Here is a 16,394-nt window from a genome sequence, read left to right as displayed (position 1 = left end):
ATGTCCACACAGGACGAGACGTTGTGGTGGATCGCCATCGCGGCCGGGTTCGTGGTGATCCTCGTGGTGGTGGCTCTGCTGAGCCTGCTCATCCGCTACGTGAAGGTGATCGACCGCCGGGTCGCGGGCATCCGCGACACGCTGCACGGCGCCGCGGACAACACGCAGCACACCGACCTGATCCCCGTCACGGCCACGCGCGTCGACGCCGTGCTCGCCGAAGGCCTGCAGCACCACCTGTTCCTCGGACGGGTGCTCGGAAAGGTGAAGTCGTGACCACCACCCTGGTCGTGCTGACCGTCGTCGACATCGCCCTGCTCGTCGCCGGCCTCGCGGTGTACCTGTTCTGGGTCGGCGGCCTGCTCGCCCGCATCGCGACGAACCTCGAGGACTGCGCGGACACCGTCCGCCGCATCAACACCCACGCCGAGGCGATCGTGCCGGGCGTCTCGCACATCAACCGCACGGGCGGCGTCGTGGCGGGTGCGCTGCCGCTGCTGTACGGGATGGCCGAGGACATCGTGGTGGGCGCGACCTACACGCCGCCGACGGAGGAACGCCCGCCGGCGCGCCCGGCTTCGGGCACGCGGCGCTCGCGGCTGCACGACGCGGTGGGGTTCGCGCGGCGCTGATCCCGTCCGGCGCCTTCTGTCCGGCGCCGTCAGGTGCATCGAACGAGCCTCCCGGCCGGTCACTCGGCCGGGAGGCGCCCGCTCGTCCGCGGTCCGGCGCGGGGGCCGACGTCATCCCCGCGGGGTGATGCCCGCCGGGTGCGGCACCCGACAGGGTCGGGGCATCGCCACAACCGGCGAACCCGCCGAGCGGCCGGGGCCGGTGCACGGGCAAGCGGGCAGGGGTGATCGTGGGCGAAACGCTGACCGTCCTCGCGAACGCGGCCGCCGCCGTGAACCCCGTGCCCTGGGCGCGTTCGCAGATGGCGTTCACGCTCGGGTTCCACATCATCCTGGTGCCGCTCGGGGTGTCGTGGGCGTTCATGGTCCTGATCGCGAACTACCGGGCGGTTCGGCACCACGACCGGGCCGCGCTGCTGCTCGCGCAGCGGTGGTCGAAGTACATGGCCGTGACCTTCGCGGTGGGCGCGGTGACCGGGACCGTGCTGAGTTTCGAGTTCGGCCTGCTCTGGCCGCATTTCATGGGGACCTGGGGCGAGGCGTTCGGCATCCCGTTCGCGTTCGAGGGGATCTTCTTCTTCACCGAGGCGATTTTCGTCGCCGTCTACATCTTCGGCTGGCGCCGGCTGAAACCGTGGACGCACTTCTGGACCGGCGTGCCGATCGTGCTCGCCGGGGTGTTCGGTTCGGTCTCCGTGGTCGCCGCGAACGCCTGGATGAACGCCCCGTCCGGGTTCACGGCGAACGCGCAGGGCGAGATCGTCGACGTGGATCCGCTCGGGGTGATCTTCAACGACGCGATGCCGCTGCAGGCCGCGCACATGGTCGTCGCCGCCTACCTGGTCGGCGGGTTCCTGGTCGCGTCGGTGTACGCGATCGGGATGCTGCGCGGCCGGACCGATCGCTACCACAAGCTCGGGTTGACCATCGCGTTCAGCGTGGCCGCGGTGGCGACACCCATCCAGATCGGCGTGGGCGACAGCCTGGCGCGCTGGGTATACAACGATCAGCCGGTCAAGTTCGCCGCGATCGAGCTGGTGCCGACGACCAGCTCGGATGTGCCCGAGACTCTGCTGGGTCACCTCAACGCGGACGGCACGGTCACCGGCGGCGTCCCGATCCCGGGGCTGGCGTCGTGGTTGTCGGACCCGAGCACGGGCCGGTCGACCGTCGTCCAGGGACTCGACACCGTGCCGGCCGACGCGCGGCCGACGGTGCTCGAGGCCAACGTCGTGCACCTCGCCTGGGACGTGATGGTCGGGCTCGGGACGGTGCTGCTCCTGCTGTCGCTGTGGTACGGCGCGGTCTGGTTGTTCCGGCGGCACCTGCCGACAAGTAAGTGGTTCCTGCGAGCCGCGGCGTGCGCGGGGGTGCTCGCCGTCGTCACGATGGAGGCCGGCTGGGTGGTCACGGAGGTCGGCCGCCAGCCGTGGATCGTCTACAACCTGATGAAGGTCGAGGCCGCGGCGACGGGCAACACCGGCGTCTGGATCACGTTCATCGCCGTGGCCGTGCTCTACGTCGCGCTCGGTGTCACGACGGTCGTGGTGCTCCGGTCGATGAGCCGGCGCTTCCGCCGGGCCGGCGGCTTCGCAGACCTCGATACGCCGTACGGGCCGGCGAAGGAACCCGAGCCGGCGAAGACCGGGGAGCGCGGGCCGTGAGCACCGCGGTCGCGGTCGTGCTGCTGATCGCCCTCGTGATGTACGCCGTGTTCGGCGGAGCCGACTTCGGCGCCGGTTTCTGGGACCTGACCGCCGGCGGACCCGAGCGAGGTGCCGCGCCGCGGGGCCTGGTGGAGCGGTCGATCGGCCCGGTGTGGGAGGCCGACCACGTCTGGTTGATCTTCATCTTCGTCGTCACGTGGTCGGCCTTCCCGGCGGCGTTCCAGTCGATCACCCTGACGATGTTCGTCCCGCTGGCCATCGCGGCGTTCGGGATCGTGTTGCGGGGCGCGAGTTTCGCATTCCGCAAGACGGTGGTCACCGTTCGCGTCCGGCGGGTCTTCGGTGGCTTGTTCGCGCTCTCGTCGGTGCTCGTGCCGTTCTGCTTCGGCGCGATCGCGGGCGGTATCGCGTCCGGTCACGTGCCGGCCGGAGGCGAGGCGGGCGATCCGGTGGGCAGCTGGCTCAACCCGACTTCGCTCGTGACGGGCGGGCTGGCGGTCGTGTTGGCGGCGTACCTGGCCGCGGTGTACCTCGTCAGGAACGCACGACGAGCCGGCGACAGCGCTCTGGCGCTCTACTTCCGCCGCCGGGCCGTGGTGAGCGCCCTCGCCGCGGCGGCGGTCGCCGTGATCGGCTTCGTCGTCTTGAGCGCCTCGGCTCCGTACGTTTTCGACCGGTTGACTTCGTGGGCGTTACCGCCGGTCGTGCTCAGCGTCCTGAGCGGGTTCGGCGCCCTGGTGCTGCTGATTCGCGGCGCGCCCCGCGGCGCACGGGTGCTCGCGGTGGTCGCGGTGGCCTGCATCATTCTCAGCTGGGGCATCGCCCAGTGGCCGTACCTGCTGCCGGTGACCACCACCGTCTCCGCGGCCGCCGCACCGTCCGGAACCCTGACCGCGTTGCTGGTCGCGGTGGGTCTGCTGGTGCTGATCGTGCTGCCCGGCTTCGTGCTGCTCTACGTGCTCGACCAACGCCGGCTGCTTCCCGGGGAAGGCGTCGAGGACGCCGCCGACCGCGCCGTCGACACCGAGGCCGGCTGAGCCGGACCGCAATCACCCCCGAAAGGTGATTGCCGCGCCGCCCGGTCCATCGATCGTCGAAGCAGGCCCGCGACTTCGCGCGTCACGATTGTGAAGGAGCTCCCGTGAACGCCACGACCTCGCCCTTCCCGCGGATCGCGGACTACGCGTTCCTGTCCGACTGCCACACCGGTGCCCTGGTGGCCCCGGACGGATCCGTCGACTGGCTGTGCCTGCCCGCGTTCGACGCCCCGAGCAGCTTCGGCAATCTGCTCGACCGCGGAGCCGGATCCTTCCGGTTCGGTCCCTACGGGATCAACGTGCCGACCTCGCGCGCCTACGTGCCGGGCACCAACGTCATGACCACCACATGGCACACGCCACGCGGCTGGCTGCTGGTCCACGACGCCCTGACGATGGGCCCGCGGCGCGGCCCCGACACGGTCACGCCCCACACAAGGCCCCCGGCCGACAACGACGCCGACCACCTGCTCGTGCGCACCGTCGAGTGCCTCGAAGGTGAGCTGGAGGTCGAGCTGGTCTGCGAGCCGGCGTTCGACTACGGGCGGGAGCCGGCCGTCTGGGCCATGGACGGCAACGACCACCACGCCGACGCGAGCGGCGCCGGCCAGACCTTCCGGCTCAGCACCGACATGCTCATCGGCATCGAGGGTGGCACCGCACGGGCCCGGCACGTGCTCACCAAGGGCGAGAAGACGTTCTGCGCGCTGTCGTGGGCCGAGGGGCTGTCGTCGCCGGCCGACTTCGCGGAGGCACAAGCCCGGATCGACGCGACGGTCCAGTTCTGGCGCGGCTGGCTCTCCCGGGCCCGCATCCCGGACCACGCGCTGCGCCCTTCCCTCGAGCGGTCGGCGCTCACCATCAAAGGCCTGACCTACATGCCGACCGGCGCGACGGTCGCGGCACTGACCACGTCGCTGCCCGAGGCGCCGGGCGGCGAACGCAACTGGGACTACCGCTACACCTGGATCCGCGACACCACGTTCACCCTCCAGGCGCTGCACTACCTGAACCTGGACTGGGAAGCCGGGGACTTCATGCAGTTCGTCGGCGACCTCGAACCCAACGCCGACGGCGGCCTGCAGATCATGTACGGCATCGACGGCCGCCGGGACCTGGCCGAGTCCACTCGCGACGATCTCGGCGGCTACGAAGGCGCCCGGCCGGTCCGCGTCGGCAACGGTGCCTTCGACCAGCGCCAGAACGACGTCTTCGGCGCGGTGCTCGACTCGCTGCTGCTGCACACCGCCCGGAGCAAGCACCTACCGCGCCGGCTGTGGCCGCTGGTGCAGTCGCAGGCCGCGGCCGCGACGGCGGTGTGGCGCGATCCGGACCAGGGCATCTGGGAGGCGCGCGGCAAGCCGCAGCACTACGTGTCGTCGAAGCTGATGGGCTGGGTGGCGCTCGACCGGGCCGCCAAGCTCGCGAACATCCGCGACGACGACGAGCTCGCGAGCCAGTGGCGCAAAACGGCCGACGAGATCCGCGCGGACATCCTCGAGAACGGCGTGAGCGAGCGGGGGGTGTTCCGGCAGCACTACGACACCGACGCGCTGGACGCCTCGACGCTGCTCGCGGCGCTGTTCGGCTTCCTGCCGGGCACCGACGAACGCATGCGCAAGACCGTGGACGCGATCGCCGACGAGCTGACCGAGAACGGCTACGTCCTGCGCTACAAGACCGACGAGACCGACGACGGGCTGTCCGGCAAGGAAGGCACGTTCCTGATCTGCTCGTTCTGGCTGGTCTCCGCGCTCGCGATGGTCGGCGAGATGGACCGGGCGGCCAGCCTGCTGGAGCGCCTGCTGCGGATCGAGTCGCCACTGGGCCTGTACGCGGAGGAGTTCGAGGTCGAGCGGGCCCGGCACCTCGGCAACTTCCCCCAGGCGTTCTCGCACCTCGCCCTGATCCAGGCGGCGAGCCGGATCATCCTGTCCGACTTCATGGGGGAGCTGTCGCTGTGACCGGGAACCGCGACGTCGTGGTGCTGGGCGGCGGACTGGCGGGCGTCGCTTGTGCCCGGAAGCTCGGCGACGAGGGCATCGGCGTGACGCTGGTCGACCGCAACGACTACCACCAGTTCCAGCCACTGCTCTACCAGGTCGCCACTTCGCAGCTGCCCGCGGAGGACATCGCCCGCCCGCACCGGGTGATCTTCCACGACCTCCCGACGGTCGAGGTCCGCACCGCGCGCGTCACGGAGCTCGACCTCGCGAGCCTCGGGCTGACGCTGTCCGGTGGCGAGAAGATCAGCGGATCGCACCTGGTGATCGCGGCCGGTGCGCAGCCCGAGTACTTCGGCGTCCCGGGCGCCGCCGAGCACGCGTTCCCGCTCTACTCGGTGGCCGACGCCGTCCGGCTCCGGCTGCACGTGCAGGACCTGGTGCGGGAGGTCTCGGAAAAACGGCTCGGCGAGGACGCCCTCGACATCGTCGTCGTGGGCGGCGGCCCGACCGGCGTCGAGATCACCGGGGCGCTCACCGAGCTGATGACCGCCCTCGCGGCCATGGAGCGGATCCCGCTCGCCCCCCGGATCTTCCTGATCGACCGCGGCAGCAGGCTGCTCGGCGCGTTCTCCCACCGGTCGCACCAGTACGCCCACAAGCGGCTCACCGAGCGCGGCGCCGAGTTCCGGCTGGACACGGGAGTCGCGGCGGTGCACGCCGACCGGGTGGAGCTCGACGACGGCACCGCCATCCGCACCCGCACCGTCATCTGGGGCGGCGGCGAGTCGGCGGCGCCCGTGGTGCAGGCCGCCGCCGGGCTCGCGACCGGCCGTGGCGGGCGGGTCGACGTGCAGCCCGATCTGACGGTCGCCGGACACCCGGACGTGTACGCGGTCGGAGACGCCGCCAACATCCCGGCCCGGCACCACGGGACGCTGCCGCAACTGGGCTCCGTGGCCCAGCAGTCCGGCGAGTGGGCGGCGAGCAACATCCTGCGCCGGCGAGCCGGGCAGCCGGCGAAACCGTTCCAGTACAAGGACAAGGGCATCATGGCCATGATCGGCCGCAACGCCGCCGTCGCCGAGGTCGGCAAGCACCGCCACCAGGTCGACGGGCCCCTCGCGTTCGCCGCCTGGCTCGGTGTCCACGCGATGCTGCTGAGCGGGGTGCACAGCAAGGTCGACGCCTTCATGTCGTGGGCGTGGGACTACTTCGAGCGCGACCACGCCGCGATCGTCGAGTGGTCCACGAAACCCCACCGCGTCGTGTGGGAGGACGACGACGCGGACGTTCCGCACATCTCCCTCGACCGGGGCGACGCGGCGACGTCGGCCGGCCGTTCCTGACGAGGCCGGCGGCGACCGGCCACCCAAGCCGCTCGGCCGAGCCGGGTCAGCGCGACGTCAGCGGGACGTCCAGGGCGTGCGCCAGCCGCCGAACCCGGCCGTGATCTCGTGGGCCGCGGCCGGGCCCCAGGTCCCGGGTTCGTACGCGTGCACCGGCGGCGGCGCGTCGAGCAGCGGCTGCATGACCCGCCAGGTCTCCTCGACGCCGTCCTGGCGGGAGAACCGGGTGCTGTCGCCGATCATGGCCGCGTGGAGCAGGACCTCATACGGTGTCGGGCCCTCGCCGCCCTCGTCCGCGAACTCCATGTCGAGCTCGATCGGCGCGATGCGGGCGACATCGGCGCGGTACGCGTCGACCTGGATCCGGACCCCGGTCGACGGGTCGAGCCGCAGGACGAGCTGGTTCGGCTCCACCGCGGGCCCGACCAGCCCGAAGCCCAGCTTGGGCGGGCGCTTGAACACCAGCCGCAGCTCGGTCTGCGTCACCGGCAGCCGCTTGCCCGTCCGGATGAAAAACGGCACGCCGGCCCAGCGCCAGTTCTCGATGTCGAGGCGCAGCGCGGCGAACGTCTCGGTGGCCGAGTCGCGCGGAACGCCGTCGATGTCGAGGTAGCCGCGGTATTGCCCGCGTACGTAGTGGGCCGGGTTCGCCTCCATCACCGCCCGGAACAGGCCGACCTGCGACTCCTTGAGCGTCACCGGGTCGCCCCGTGACGGCGGCTCCATCGCGGCCGCCGCGACCACCTGCATCAGGTGGTTGACGACGACGTCGCGCAGCGCTCCGACGGGATCGTAGAAATGACCGCGGTCCTCGACGCCGAAGCTCTCCGCCATCGTGATCTGCACGCACTCGAGGAAGTTGCGGCTCCACAACGGTTCGAGGACGGCGTTGGCGAAACGCAGGTGGAGGATCTCCTGCAGCCCCATTTTCCCCAGGTAGTGGTCGACCCGGAACAGCTGCGCCTCGTCGACGTACCGGTGCAGCTCGTCGGCGAGCGCACGCGCGGACTGCTGGTCGTGGCCGAACGGCTTCTCGATGACGAGCCGGGCACCGGTCGTCAGCCCGGCGTCGGACAGTCCCTTGACCACCCGGGCGAACAGGAACGGCGGGATCTCCAGGTAGAACACCGGGGTCGCGGCGCCCTTGACGACGGTGCCGATCCGGTCGTAGATGGCCGGATCGGTGAAGTCGCCGCTGACGTAGGACAGCTTGGCGGCGAACCGGTCGAACACCGCCTTGTCGAGGTCGCCGGTCGCTTCGATCGACGACCGGGCCCGTTCGACGAGCTGATCGAGGGTCCAGTCGTCGGCGGCCACCCCGACGACGGGACAGGTGAGCAGGCCGCGGGCTTCGAGGCGGTAGAGCGACCGGAAGGTCATCACCTTCGCCAGGTCGCCGGTGATCCCGAAAATCACGAGGACGTCGGCCCGCGGCGGCGCGGTGGCTGTCGATGTCATCCCTGCCTCCAGCTCCGTCACGGCGCATCGCGGGCTCGGTCGTGTCCGGGAGCATCGTCGCCGCCGACCGAACGGCCGGGCCTCATCCGTGGAGGATGAGAGGGGCGCTCAGCGTTCGTGGCCGATCCAGTTCTCGTGCCAGGCGTGCTCGAACTGGGCCTCGTTGCAGCGCGGCCGGTAGACGGCGGTGAGCTCGCGGACGATCTGCTCGCGGTGCGCGGGCAGCCCGCCGGGGACCTCGTAGGTGCAGATGTGCACCTTCCACCGCGAGCCCGCGCGCGCGATCCAGCACTGCGCGCGCGGGTGGCGGAACGGCAGGTCCGCCTGGGAGAGATCGTCGGCGTGGCCGACGTAGACCACGGCGTAGCGATCGGGCCGGGCTTCGGGTTCGGGGCGGTAGAGCACGGCGTACACGGCGGCGACGGCGGGCGGCGCCCACCCGCCGAGCAGGCGGGGGCCCTCGAACGGGTACCCCGAGGCCGGGCCGAGGCGGATCACTCGTGCTCGCCCACGGCCTCGACGCGCCCGACCGGCAACGACGGCAGCCCGGCCGCCTTCGCCGCGCGGCGGAACTCCGCCGTGGCGAGCGTGATCGCCTTCTCGCGGTCGGGTGCCTCGACGAGCAGGCGCGCGCCGTAGCTCGTGGTGCCGATCCCGCTGGCGATGCCGCCCGAGGGCGCCACTGCGTCGGCCAGGCTCACGATCTCCTCGCGCGTGAACACGCGGTCGCCGTCCGCTTCGATCCCCACGCTCCACCGCATCGCCGGTGCTCCTCACCGAGCCCGTGGCAACGCTGCCGCGAGCTCCTCCAGGCTGCGCAGGTCGTGGCCGGTCACCAGCAGGTCCACGTACGGCGCGGCGATCCTCATCCCGAGCGGCGCCGACCCGAGGGCGCCGCCGTGCGGGTTCGTCCACACCAGCAGGTGGCACAGCCGCGACAGCCGTTCCACCGCCTTGGCCAGCACGTCCGGGTCGCCGCGGTCGAACCCGTCGGAGCAGATCACGACCACTCCGCCGCGGCACCGGCCGCGCCGGCCGAAGGTGCGCACGAACTCGTCGAGCGCGGCGCCGATGCGGGTGCCGCCCTCCCAGTCGACCACGGCTTCGGCCGCGCGCGCCAGGGCTTCGTCGGCGTCGCGGGTGCCCAGCTGGTCGGTGATCCGCGTGAGGCGGGTGCCGAAGCAGAACACCTCGACCTTCGCGGCGGCGCGGCGCGCGGAGTAGGCGAACTGCAGGAGCGTGCGGGAGTAGCCGGCCATCGAGCCGGAGACGTCGAGGACGAGGATCAGCGGCCGCAGCCGCACGCGGCGTTCGCGGTAGCGCAGCGCGCGGGGTTCGCCGAACGTCCGCAGCGAGTCGCGGACCGTGCGGCGCAGGTCCGGTTCGCGGCCCTTGCGCGCGGGCCGGGTGCGGCGCGTGCGGCGTTTCGGCGGCGTGAGGCGCAGCCGCGCCACGATGCGGCGGATCGCGGCGAGCTCCTCGGGCGTGCAGGCGCCGAAGGACTTGCGTTTCAGACTGTCCACATCGGACGCGGTGAGGCCGAGCAGGGTGTCGGTCTCCCGCTCGTCGCCGGCGCGTTCGGGTTCGGGCAGCGCCAGGGTGGCGTCGACGCCCGACTCGGCGAGGATCGTGAGCACCGCCGCCGGCGGCTCGCCGGCGCCGAGGAAGTAGCGGCGGAACGTCTCGTCGTAGCGGGGGAGGTCTTCGTGACGCTTGAGCAGCGTGGTGCGCCCGCCCCAGTACAGGTCGGCGAGGTCGGTCGTGTCGAGGACGGTCACCGCGCGGCACCAGCCGAGCGCGTCGCCGGAGCCCACGGGCAGGCCTGCTTCGCGCAGGGCCCGCGCGAAACCCACCAGCACCCGGGTGAGCTCAGCCACCGGAGGCGAGTTCCGCGAGGTGCGCCCGCACCACGTCGAGGTCGTCGCGGTCCTTCACGACGGCACCGAGCGTGTCGCCGGCGGAGCGTTCGTCGAGCGTGTCCTCGCCGAGGAACCGCAACATGCGGGCCCAGTCGATGGTCTCGGCGACCCCGGGCGGCTTGGCGAGGTCGAGCTCCCGCAGCCGGCGCACGGCGGCCACGACCTGGCGCGCCAGGGCCTCCTCGACGCCGGGCTCGCGCACGAGCACGATCTCCAGCTCACGGTCCGCGCCCGGGTAGCCGAGCCAGTGGTAGAGACAGCGGCGCTTGAGCGCGTCGTGCAGCTCGCGGGTGCGGTTGGAGGTGAGCACCACGAGTGGCGGGCTCGGCGCGACGATGGTGCCGATCTCGGGCACGGTGACCTGGAAGTCGGAGAGCAGTTCGAGCAGGAAGGCTTCGAACTCGTCGTCGGCGCGGTCGATCTCGTCCACGAGGAGCACGGCGCCGGCGCCCGCGCGGACGGCGGCCAGCAGCGGCCGTTCGACGAGGAACTCGGGCCCGAACAGCTGCTCGACCACCTCGCCGGACTCGGCCTGGTGGTCCTGCAGCGCGCGGATGCGCAGCAGCTGGCGGGCGTAGTCCCACTCGTAGAGGGCCTGGGCGGTGTCGATGCCCTCGTAGCACTGCAGCCGGATGAGGCGGCGGCCGAGCACCGCGGCGAGGGTTTTCGCGACCTCGGTCTTGCCGACGCCGACCTCGCCTTCGAGGAGCACGGGCCGGTGCAGTCGCAGCCCGACCAGCAGCGCCGTGGCGAGGCCACGGTCGGCGAGGTACGCGCCGCCGCGCAGAGCGGCGGTGAGCCCCGCGACGGTGTCCGGCTCGGCCATCCCGTTACGGCTGCTCGTCCGCGCCGAGCACGAGGTCACGCACCGTGCTCGTGCCGGGCTTCAGCTTCCCCTCGCGGGCGAGCTGGTCGTGCCACGCCGCGTGCAGGTCGCCGTTCTCGGCGAGCCCGCCGAACCCCACGGCCGACATGCTCTTGCAGGAACGCTGGGGCCCGCAGGCCGCCTCCAGCTCGTCGGCGTCCTGGCCCTGGGCGCGCCAGACCTCGCGCAGGACTTGCAGCGCTTCGTCGTCCATGGGGCGAGTCAACACCGCCCGAGCGCCTCGCGCGGCGCTGGATTAACCCTTTGCTTAAGGAGTATTGTCCAGGATCCGGGGTTACCGAGAGTATTTGACCATGACACTGGGCCAGCTCAATGCGTTCGTCCTGGTGGCGAGGCTGGGGTCGGTCACCGACGCCGCGAAGGCGCTCGGCGTGAGCGAGCCCGCGGTGTCCCAGGCGCTGGCCGCGCTGCGCCAGCACCACGGCGACAAGCTGCTCATCAAGCGCTCCGGCGGCATGACGCTCACCGCGGGCGGGAGCCGGCTGCTGCCCATCGCGTCGCAGATGGTGGCGCTCGGCGCGGAGGCCGACGCCGCCGTGCGCCAGGCCAACGGGGTCGCGGCGCGCTTGCAGCTGGCGGTGACCAGTGAGATCGCGGAGTTCGTGGCCAACCCGCTGCTGGAGGCGTTCACGCGGAGATCGGGCAACGCGATCGACGCGTCGTCCGGGCTCGCGCGCACCGCCGAGCTGCCCGTGCTCATCACCAACCGGCTCGCTGATGTGGCGCTGGGCCCCGACGTGACCGGAGACGGCGGCGACCTCGACTGCACACCGATCTTCCGCGCGTCACTCGTGGTGGTCGGCTCGCCGCACTGCCGCCACCAGGGCAGCCCGGCGCACTGGCCGTGGCTGCTCGACCCGGCGGGCGCCGACCCGGGCAGCGACACCGGCCGGCTGCTGGCCCGCCTCGGCGTGCCCGACGACGCGATCCAGGTCTTCCCGAACCAGACGGCCGCGTGGTCGGCGGCCGCCAGCGGAGGCGGGGTGTCGGTGGCGCTGGAGCACCTGGTGGCGCCACAGCTGCGCCGTCACGAGCTGGCGGTGGTGCCGACGCGCCACACGCCGATGTCGACGTGCTGGTACGTGACCACCCTGCCGACCGACCGCCGCACGGGGGCCGCGAACTCGTTGCGGCACTTCCTGACGACGCCGGCGGCGATGCACGTGATGCGCGCGCCGGGCAGTGGCGTGCCGCCCTCGCGGTTCCGGCCGCCGGTGTACGTGACGATCTGGTCTTAACCTTTTCGTCAGGTCAGGTCGCGCACGCCGGCGATTTCGTACTCCGCCACGTCGGCGGCGAGGATTTCGGCGTTCTGCTCGTCGCTCGTGCCGCTGCCGCGGAACGCTTCGACGGCTTCCCGCGACTCCCAATGCTCGAAGACGACGATGCGGCCGGGGTCGAGAAGGTCCGCGGTGAGGGAGAAACCGAGGCAGCCGGGTGCGTCGCGGGCCTGCTCGATCACGCTCACACAGCCCGCGAGATAGGCGTCGCGGCGGCCGGGGTCGACGGCGAGATGCCCGGCGACGATCAGCATCTGCCGCTCCTTCGGTGCGGTTTTCCTTGTGATGCTGCGGTTTTCGGGGTTTTTCAGCGGGGGAGGGGCTTGCCCGCGTTGCCGGTCACGAGGTTCCCGATGCTCACCCCGACACCGACCCCCACCTCGGCCGCCCAGGCGAAACCCAGCGCCGTCGTGAGTGCGATGCTCAACACCAGACCTGGTTCTTCCTTGCGGGACAACGTTTTCCCTCCTTCGTTCGTTCTTCGTGGTCTGCCGGTCCGCTCCTGCACGGGTGCTGTCATGTCCCCACCGTCCGTCGAGTCAGCGGCGTCCACGCTAACAACGTGAGCCGTGGTGGCCAGGGACTTCACCCGGACGTTGTAATCGACGAGGATCGTGACCGGCAGCGACTCGACGAAGGAGTGACCACATGGGACTCAAGGACATCACCGCGTCCACGGCGGAGCTGTACACGGCGCAGCGCGTCTACAGCGACCCGGTCGAGAAGGATGGCATCGTTGTCATCCCGGCCGCCATGGTGACCGGCGGCGGGGGCGGCGGGCAGGAGGCACCGGACAAGGAAGGCGTCGGCTTCGGGCTCTTCGCGCGGCCGACGGGAGCGTTCGTCATCCGCGGCTCGGAGGTGACGTGGGTGCCCGCCGTGGACGTGACCGCCTGGGGCCTGGCGGTGGGCGGGATGGTCGTCTCGCTGGCCTGGATCCTCACCCGCGCGACGCGGCGTCGGCGGGGGAGAAAGCGCTGACGGGGTGCGCGGGGGATTTGCTCGGGTGATTTGTCGGCCGGTCTTCCGGGGATTTCGCAGGGGATTTCTCGGGTGATCCGCCGGGCGATTCCCGGGTGATTTCCCCGTGATTCGGCCGGACAGGTCCGGACCCGTCGCGGCGGTCCGGACCGGTCCGGCCTTGTGGTGGGAGCGGTCAGTCGATGCGGAGCTCGCCCATCGGGCTCCAGCCGGCGCCGGGGGCGTCCAGGCTGACGATCTCCGGGGTGCGGGCGATGACGTCGGGCATCCACGCCATCGCGTCCGCGAAGTGCGGCGAGCTCACGTGCGCGCGGCCGGCTTCCGGGTCGGCGAAGGCCTCGACCAGCACGAACTGGTGGGGCACGTCGACGCTGCGCGACCATTCGAAGAACAGGTTCCCGGGCTCGCGCCGGGTGGCGAGGGTGAAGTCGTCGACCAGGCCGAGCCAGTCCTCGCTCCGCTCGGGCCGGACGGTGAACTTGACGACGATGAAGATCATGCTGTCCTCCGCACAGGCCACCGACGGTGCACGAGGCCACGCTGCCTCGTGACCGGGCGTGAGCCGGGCGCCGCGACCACCCGTACTCACGACCGGCCGCGGCCCCCGGCGGGCGTCCCGCGCCGGGAACCGAGTCCGGGTTCGCCGGGGCCGTGTTCCTCGCCCCGGCCGCCGTTATCACGGCTGCCTCACTTGCCATGCGTCCTGGCAACCTGCCATCGCGGTGACAGATCACCCGGCAACCGGCCGGTCCGGCTGTCCACTTGCCACGGGCTGTGGCACCTTGCCGTTCCGTCGGTCGCCTGCCACGGCTTCTCGCCGTTGTCACGGCGACTTGCCCTTGCCGCGGCGTCTTGCCACGGCCACGGGTACCTGCGGCTCCCGTGGCAACTCGCCGTCGCCGTGGTTTCCTGCGTTTGCCGTGGCGTCTTGCCGACGCCGTGGCAATTTGCCATTGCTGCGGCTGTCTCGGCGAGTGGCCGTTGCCGAGGCGCCTCGCCGCTGTCATGGCGATTTGCCACGTCCATGGCGTCTTGCCGTTGCCACGGATAACCTGCGGCTCCCGTGGCAACGTGCCAAGGCAACGCGCCGTTGCCGTGGCAAGTTGCCAAAGCCGTGGCAATTTGCCATTGGCCTGGCGAGATGCCGTGGCGGTGGCGGCCGGCTCTTGCCGTCCGCCTTGCCGTTGGCCTGGCGACTTGCCGGTGGCGTGGCTGGCTGTCACGTCGTTCCGGCAAGTGGCGACTCGTCGTGGTGTGTTTCCATCGGGGGGTGGCTTTGTGTCAAGGCCCTGGCAAGCGGCGAATCAGGTGGCGGGATGCCGTGGGGTTTGGCAATTCGCCATCTCGTTCCCCTGCTTGCCAGTGCGGCTGACCGGTTCAGCCGGCTTGGTGTCGAAGGTGCCGGCAACAAGCCGTTCCGCCCGGCACTTGCCAATCGGCGTGGCACCTTGCCGACCAGCGACGCGACTTGTCACACACCACCGCCACCAAGCGGGCTGGTCGCTCGACAGGACCGAAACCGGTTCCGCACCCGGTCCCGTCGAGCGAAGCAGTGCCCGGCCGGCAGGTCAGTAGATGTTGGAAGGCCGCACCATGCCCTCGGCGAGGTCGCCGAAGCCGGGGGCGATGATGGCGCCCGGGTTCTGGATGATCTCCTCCACCACGAGCGTCTCGGTGGTCAGGAGCAGGGCCGCGATGGAAGCCGCGCTCTGCAGCGCCGAGCGGGTCACCTTCAGTGGATCGATGACGCCCGCGTCGAACATGTCGCCGTACTCGCCGGTGAGGGCGTTGAAGCCGTGCCCCGGGGCCGAGGAGCCGACGGCGGCCAGGACCTCGTCGCCGTCGTAGCCGGCGTTGATGGCGATCCAGCGCAGGGGTTCGACGAGCGCGCGGCGCACGATGTCGCGGCCCACGGCGGCGTCGCCGGTGAGGTCGAGGCTGTCGACTTCGGTGCGGGCCTGCACGAGGGCGGTGCCGCCGCCGGCGACGATGCCCTCCTCGATGGCGGCGCGCGTGGCCGACAGGGAGTCCTCCACGCGGTGCTGCTTCTCCCGCAGCTCGACCTCGGTGGCCGCGCCGACGTGGATCACCGCGACGCTGCCCGAGAGCCGCGCGATGCGCGCCTGCAGGCTGTCCTGGTCGTGCTCGTTCTCGGCGCGCTCCAGTTCCCGCTTGATCTGCTCGATCCGCGCGGACACCGCGGTCTCGTTGCCGGCACCGCCGACGAGCGTGGTGCTGCCCTCGGTGATGGTGATGCGCCGGCAGCGGCCCAGCTGCTCGAGGCGAACCGCGTCGATGCTCTGCCCCGCGTCGCCGGTCACGACCTCGCCGCCGGTGAACACGCCGAGGTCCGACAGCTCCGCGATGCGGCGGTGCCCGAAGCCCGGCGCCCGCACCACGACCGACTTGAACGTGTTGTGCACGTTGTTCGCCACGAGCATGCCCAGCGCGGGCCCGTCCACGTTCTCGGCGATGATCACCAGCGGCTTCTGCGTGCGGGTCACCTGCTCCAGGACCGGCATCAGCGTCTGCACCTTCGAGATCTTCTCGTTGGTGAGCAGGATGTACGGGTCCTCGAACACCGTTTCCATGCGGTCCTTGTCGGTGGCCATGTACGGCGAGATGTAGCCGTTGTCGAACTCCACGCCGTCGGCGAAGTTCACCTGCAGCCCGAACGCCGGCGACTCCTCGACGGTGACCACACCGCCGAGCCCGACGCGGCCCATCGCCTCGGCGATGATGTCGCCGATCTCCGGGTCGTTGTTGGCCGAAAGCGTCGCGACGTGCGCGAGGTCGCCCGCCTCCGTCACCTCACGGGCGCCGGCCTGCAGCACCTCGACCACCCGCTGCACGGCCTTCTGGATGCCGTTCTTCAGCAGCTGCGGGTTGGCGCCCGCGTCGACGGCGCGCAGACCCTCGCGCACGATCGCCTGCGCCAGCACGGTGGCGGTGGTCGTGCCGTCGCCCGCCACGCCGTTGGTCTTCATCGCCACCTCCTTCACCAGCTGCGCGCCCATGTTGGCGAACGGGTTGCGCAGCTGGATCTCCTTGGCGATGGTGACGCCGTCGTTCGTGATCGTCGGGGCTCCGGTGAGCTTCTCGATCACGGCGTTGCGTCCCTTGGGGCCGAGCGTCACCTTCACCGCGTCGGCGAGCGCGTTCACGCCCGACTCCAGCAGCTGGCGCGCTTCGACGTTGAACCGCAAGTCCTTGGCCATGTCTGTCCTTTCCGTACGGAGGTC

General features: G+C 71.3%; 18 protein-coding genes. 8 read left to right on the top strand and 10 right to left on the bottom strand.

Annotated elements, in window-relative coordinates:
- The 6 genes from ACQPXB_RS27090 (at window position 1) to ACQPXB_RS27065 (ending at window position 6,628) form a co-directional block, all read left to right on the top strand.
- Complete coding sequence (locus tag ACQPXB_RS27090; RefSeq protein WP_220241270.1) at window positions 1-276, top strand: hypothetical protein; 276 nt, start codon at window positions 1-3, stop codon at window positions 274-276.
- Window positions 273-632, top strand: a complete 360-nt coding sequence (locus ACQPXB_RS27085; protein ID WP_366576714.1) for a hypothetical protein — start codon at window positions 273-275, stop codon at window positions 630-632. The genes ACQPXB_RS27090 and ACQPXB_RS27085 overlap by 4 nt, the downstream gene beginning before the upstream one ends.
- Before the next feature lie 230 nt (window positions 633-862).
- On the top strand, window positions 863-2,296 hold the full coding sequence (locus ACQPXB_RS27080) for a cytochrome ubiquinol oxidase subunit I (RefSeq protein WP_432844875.1): 1,434 nt from the start codon (window positions 863-865) through the stop codon (window positions 2,294-2,296).
- Window positions 2,293-3,336, top strand: coding sequence for a cytochrome d ubiquinol oxidase subunit II (locus tag ACQPXB_RS27075; RefSeq protein ID WP_432844874.1), 1,044 nt, complete (start codon window positions 2,293-2,295; stop codon window positions 3,334-3,336). Before ACQPXB_RS27080 ends, ACQPXB_RS27075 begins: the two co-directional genes overlap by 4 nt.
- Window positions 3,337-3,440: 104 nt before the next feature.
- Entirely contained in the window at window positions 3,441-5,300 is a 1,860-nt protein-coding gene (locus tag ACQPXB_RS27070) for a glycoside hydrolase family 15 protein (protein ID WP_432844873.1), read from the top strand.
- Entirely contained in the window at window positions 5,297-6,628 is a 1,332-nt protein-coding gene (locus ACQPXB_RS27065) for an NAD(P)/FAD-dependent oxidoreductase (protein ID WP_432844872.1), read from the top strand. Before ACQPXB_RS27070 ends, ACQPXB_RS27065 begins: the two co-directional genes overlap by 4 nt.
- Before the next feature lie 57 nt (window positions 6,629-6,685).
- Here ACQPXB_RS27065 and zwf read toward each other — a convergent pair whose 3' ends face one another.
- The 6 genes from zwf to ACQPXB_RS27035 form a co-directional block, all read right to left on the bottom strand.
- Window positions 6,686-8,086, bottom strand: coding sequence for a glucose-6-phosphate dehydrogenase (zwf, locus tag ACQPXB_RS27060; protein ID WP_366576705.1), 1,401 nt, complete (start codon window positions 8,084-8,086; stop codon window positions 6,686-6,688).
- Window positions 8,087-8,194: 108 nt separating this feature from the next.
- Window positions 8,195-8,584 carry a hypothetical protein gene (locus ACQPXB_RS27055; RefSeq protein ID WP_366576704.1) on the bottom strand — a complete coding sequence of 130 codons (390 nt, stop codon included), beginning with the start codon at window positions 8,582-8,584 and terminating at the stop codon, window positions 8,195-8,197.
- A complete protein-coding gene (locus ACQPXB_RS27050; protein ID WP_366576702.1) occupies window positions 8,581-8,847 on the bottom strand; it encodes a hypothetical protein in 267 nt (88 codons plus the stop codon). Before ACQPXB_RS27050 ends, ACQPXB_RS27055 begins: the two co-directional genes overlap by 4 nt.
- Before the next feature lie 12 nt (window positions 8,848-8,859).
- Window positions 8,860-9,963 carry a vWA domain-containing protein gene (locus ACQPXB_RS27045; protein ID WP_432844871.1) on the bottom strand — a complete coding sequence of 368 codons (1,104 nt, stop codon included), beginning with the start codon at window positions 9,961-9,963 and terminating at the stop codon, window positions 8,860-8,862.
- Complete coding sequence (locus tag ACQPXB_RS27040) at window positions 9,956-10,831, bottom strand: AAA family ATPase (RefSeq protein WP_432844870.1); 876 nt, start codon at window positions 10,829-10,831, stop codon at window positions 9,956-9,958. Before ACQPXB_RS27040 ends, ACQPXB_RS27045 begins: the two co-directional genes overlap by 8 nt.
- A 4-nt stretch (window positions 10,832-10,835) precedes the next feature.
- Window positions 10,836-11,084 (bottom strand): hypothetical protein, encoded by a 249-nt coding sequence (locus ACQPXB_RS27035; protein WP_366576696.1) that lies wholly within the window; start codon window positions 11,082-11,084, stop codon window positions 10,836-10,838.
- Between the two features lie 100 nt (window positions 11,085-11,184).
- Between ACQPXB_RS27035 and ACQPXB_RS27030 the strand changes: the two genes are divergently transcribed.
- The gene (locus ACQPXB_RS27030; RefSeq protein ID WP_366576695.1) at window positions 11,185-12,129 is read left to right on the top strand and encodes a LysR family transcriptional regulator; all 945 of its coding nucleotides are present in this window, start codon (window positions 11,185-11,187) and stop codon (window positions 12,127-12,129) included.
- 8 nt (window positions 12,130-12,137) lie between these two features.
- Here the strand turns inward: ACQPXB_RS27030 and ACQPXB_RS27025 are convergent, their stop codons facing one another.
- On the bottom strand, window positions 12,138-12,425 hold the full coding sequence (locus ACQPXB_RS27025; protein WP_432844869.1) for a putative quinol monooxygenase: 288 nt from the start codon (window positions 12,423-12,425) through the stop codon (window positions 12,138-12,140).
- Window positions 12,426-12,478: 53 nt separating this feature from the next.
- Window positions 12,479-12,628, bottom strand: a complete 150-nt coding sequence (locus ACQPXB_RS27020; RefSeq protein ID WP_366576691.1) for a hypothetical protein — start codon at window positions 12,626-12,628, stop codon at window positions 12,479-12,481.
- 191 nt (window positions 12,629-12,819) lie between these two features.
- Here ACQPXB_RS27020 and ACQPXB_RS27015 point away from each other — a divergent pair, with 191 nt between their 5' ends.
- Complete coding sequence (locus ACQPXB_RS27015) at window positions 12,820-13,152, top strand: hypothetical protein (RefSeq protein ID WP_366576689.1); 333 nt, start codon at window positions 12,820-12,822, stop codon at window positions 13,150-13,152.
- Between the two features lie 175 nt (window positions 13,153-13,327).
- Here the strand turns inward: ACQPXB_RS27015 and ACQPXB_RS27010 are convergent, their stop codons facing one another.
- Both ACQPXB_RS27010 and groL read right to left on the bottom strand, forming a co-directional pair.
- Window positions 13,328-13,651 (bottom strand): putative quinol monooxygenase, encoded by a 324-nt coding sequence (locus tag ACQPXB_RS27010; RefSeq protein ID WP_366576687.1) that lies wholly within the window; start codon window positions 13,649-13,651, stop codon window positions 13,328-13,330.
- Window positions 13,652-14,720: 1,069 nt separating this feature from the next.
- The gene (gene groL, locus ACQPXB_RS27005) at window positions 14,721-16,370 is read right to left on the bottom strand and encodes a chaperonin GroEL (RefSeq protein WP_366576685.1); all 1,650 of its coding nucleotides are present in this window, start codon (window positions 16,368-16,370) and stop codon (window positions 14,721-14,723) included.
- Window positions 16,371-16,394: the final 24 nt, after the last annotated feature.

Source organism: Amycolatopsis sp. CA-161197 (genome assembly GCF_050942255.1).
In the GTDB taxonomy this organism is placed as follows: Bacteria; Actinomycetota; Actinomycetes; order Mycobacteriales; family Pseudonocardiaceae; genus Amycolatopsis.
This window is presented reverse-complemented; position numbering and strand designations above follow the sequence as displayed.

Bases quoted from the DNA above. Each gene is read 5' to 3' on its own strand.
- ACQPXB_RS27090 (WP_220241270.1), top strand. From the start codon at position 1: ATGTCCACACAGGACGAGACGTTGTGGTGGATCGCCATCGCGGCCGGG.
- zwf (WP_366576705.1), bottom strand. From the start codon at position 8,086: ATGACATCGACAGCCACCGCGCCGCCGCGGGCCGACGTCCTCGTGATT.
- ACQPXB_RS27050 (WP_366576702.1), bottom strand. From the start codon at position 8,847: ATGCGGTGGAGCGTGGGGATCGAAGCGGACGGCGACCGCGTGTTCACG.
- ACQPXB_RS27040 (WP_432844870.1), bottom strand. From the start codon at position 10,831: ATGGCCGAGCCGGACACCGTCGCGGGGCTCACCGCCGCTCTGCGCGGC.
- ACQPXB_RS27035 (WP_366576696.1), bottom strand. From the start codon at position 11,084: ATGGACGACGAAGCGCTGCAAGTCCTGCGCGAGGTCTGGCGCGCCCAG.
- ACQPXB_RS27030 (WP_366576695.1), top strand. From the start codon at position 11,185: ATGACACTGGGCCAGCTCAATGCGTTCGTCCTGGTGGCGAGGCTGGGG.
- ACQPXB_RS27025 (WP_432844869.1), bottom strand. From the start codon at position 12,425: ATGCTGATCGTCGCCGGGCATCTCGCCGTCGACCCCGGCCGCCGCGAC.
- ACQPXB_RS27015 (WP_366576689.1), top strand. From the start codon at position 12,820: ATGGGACTCAAGGACATCACCGCGTCCACGGCGGAGCTGTACACGGCG.
- ACQPXB_RS27010 (WP_366576687.1), bottom strand. From the start codon at position 13,651: ATGATCTTCATCGTCGTCAAGTTCACCGTCCGGCCCGAGCGGAGCGAG.
- groL (WP_366576685.1), bottom strand. From the start codon at position 16,370: ATGGCCAAGGACTTGCGGTTCAACGTCGAAGCGCGCCAGCTGCTGGAG.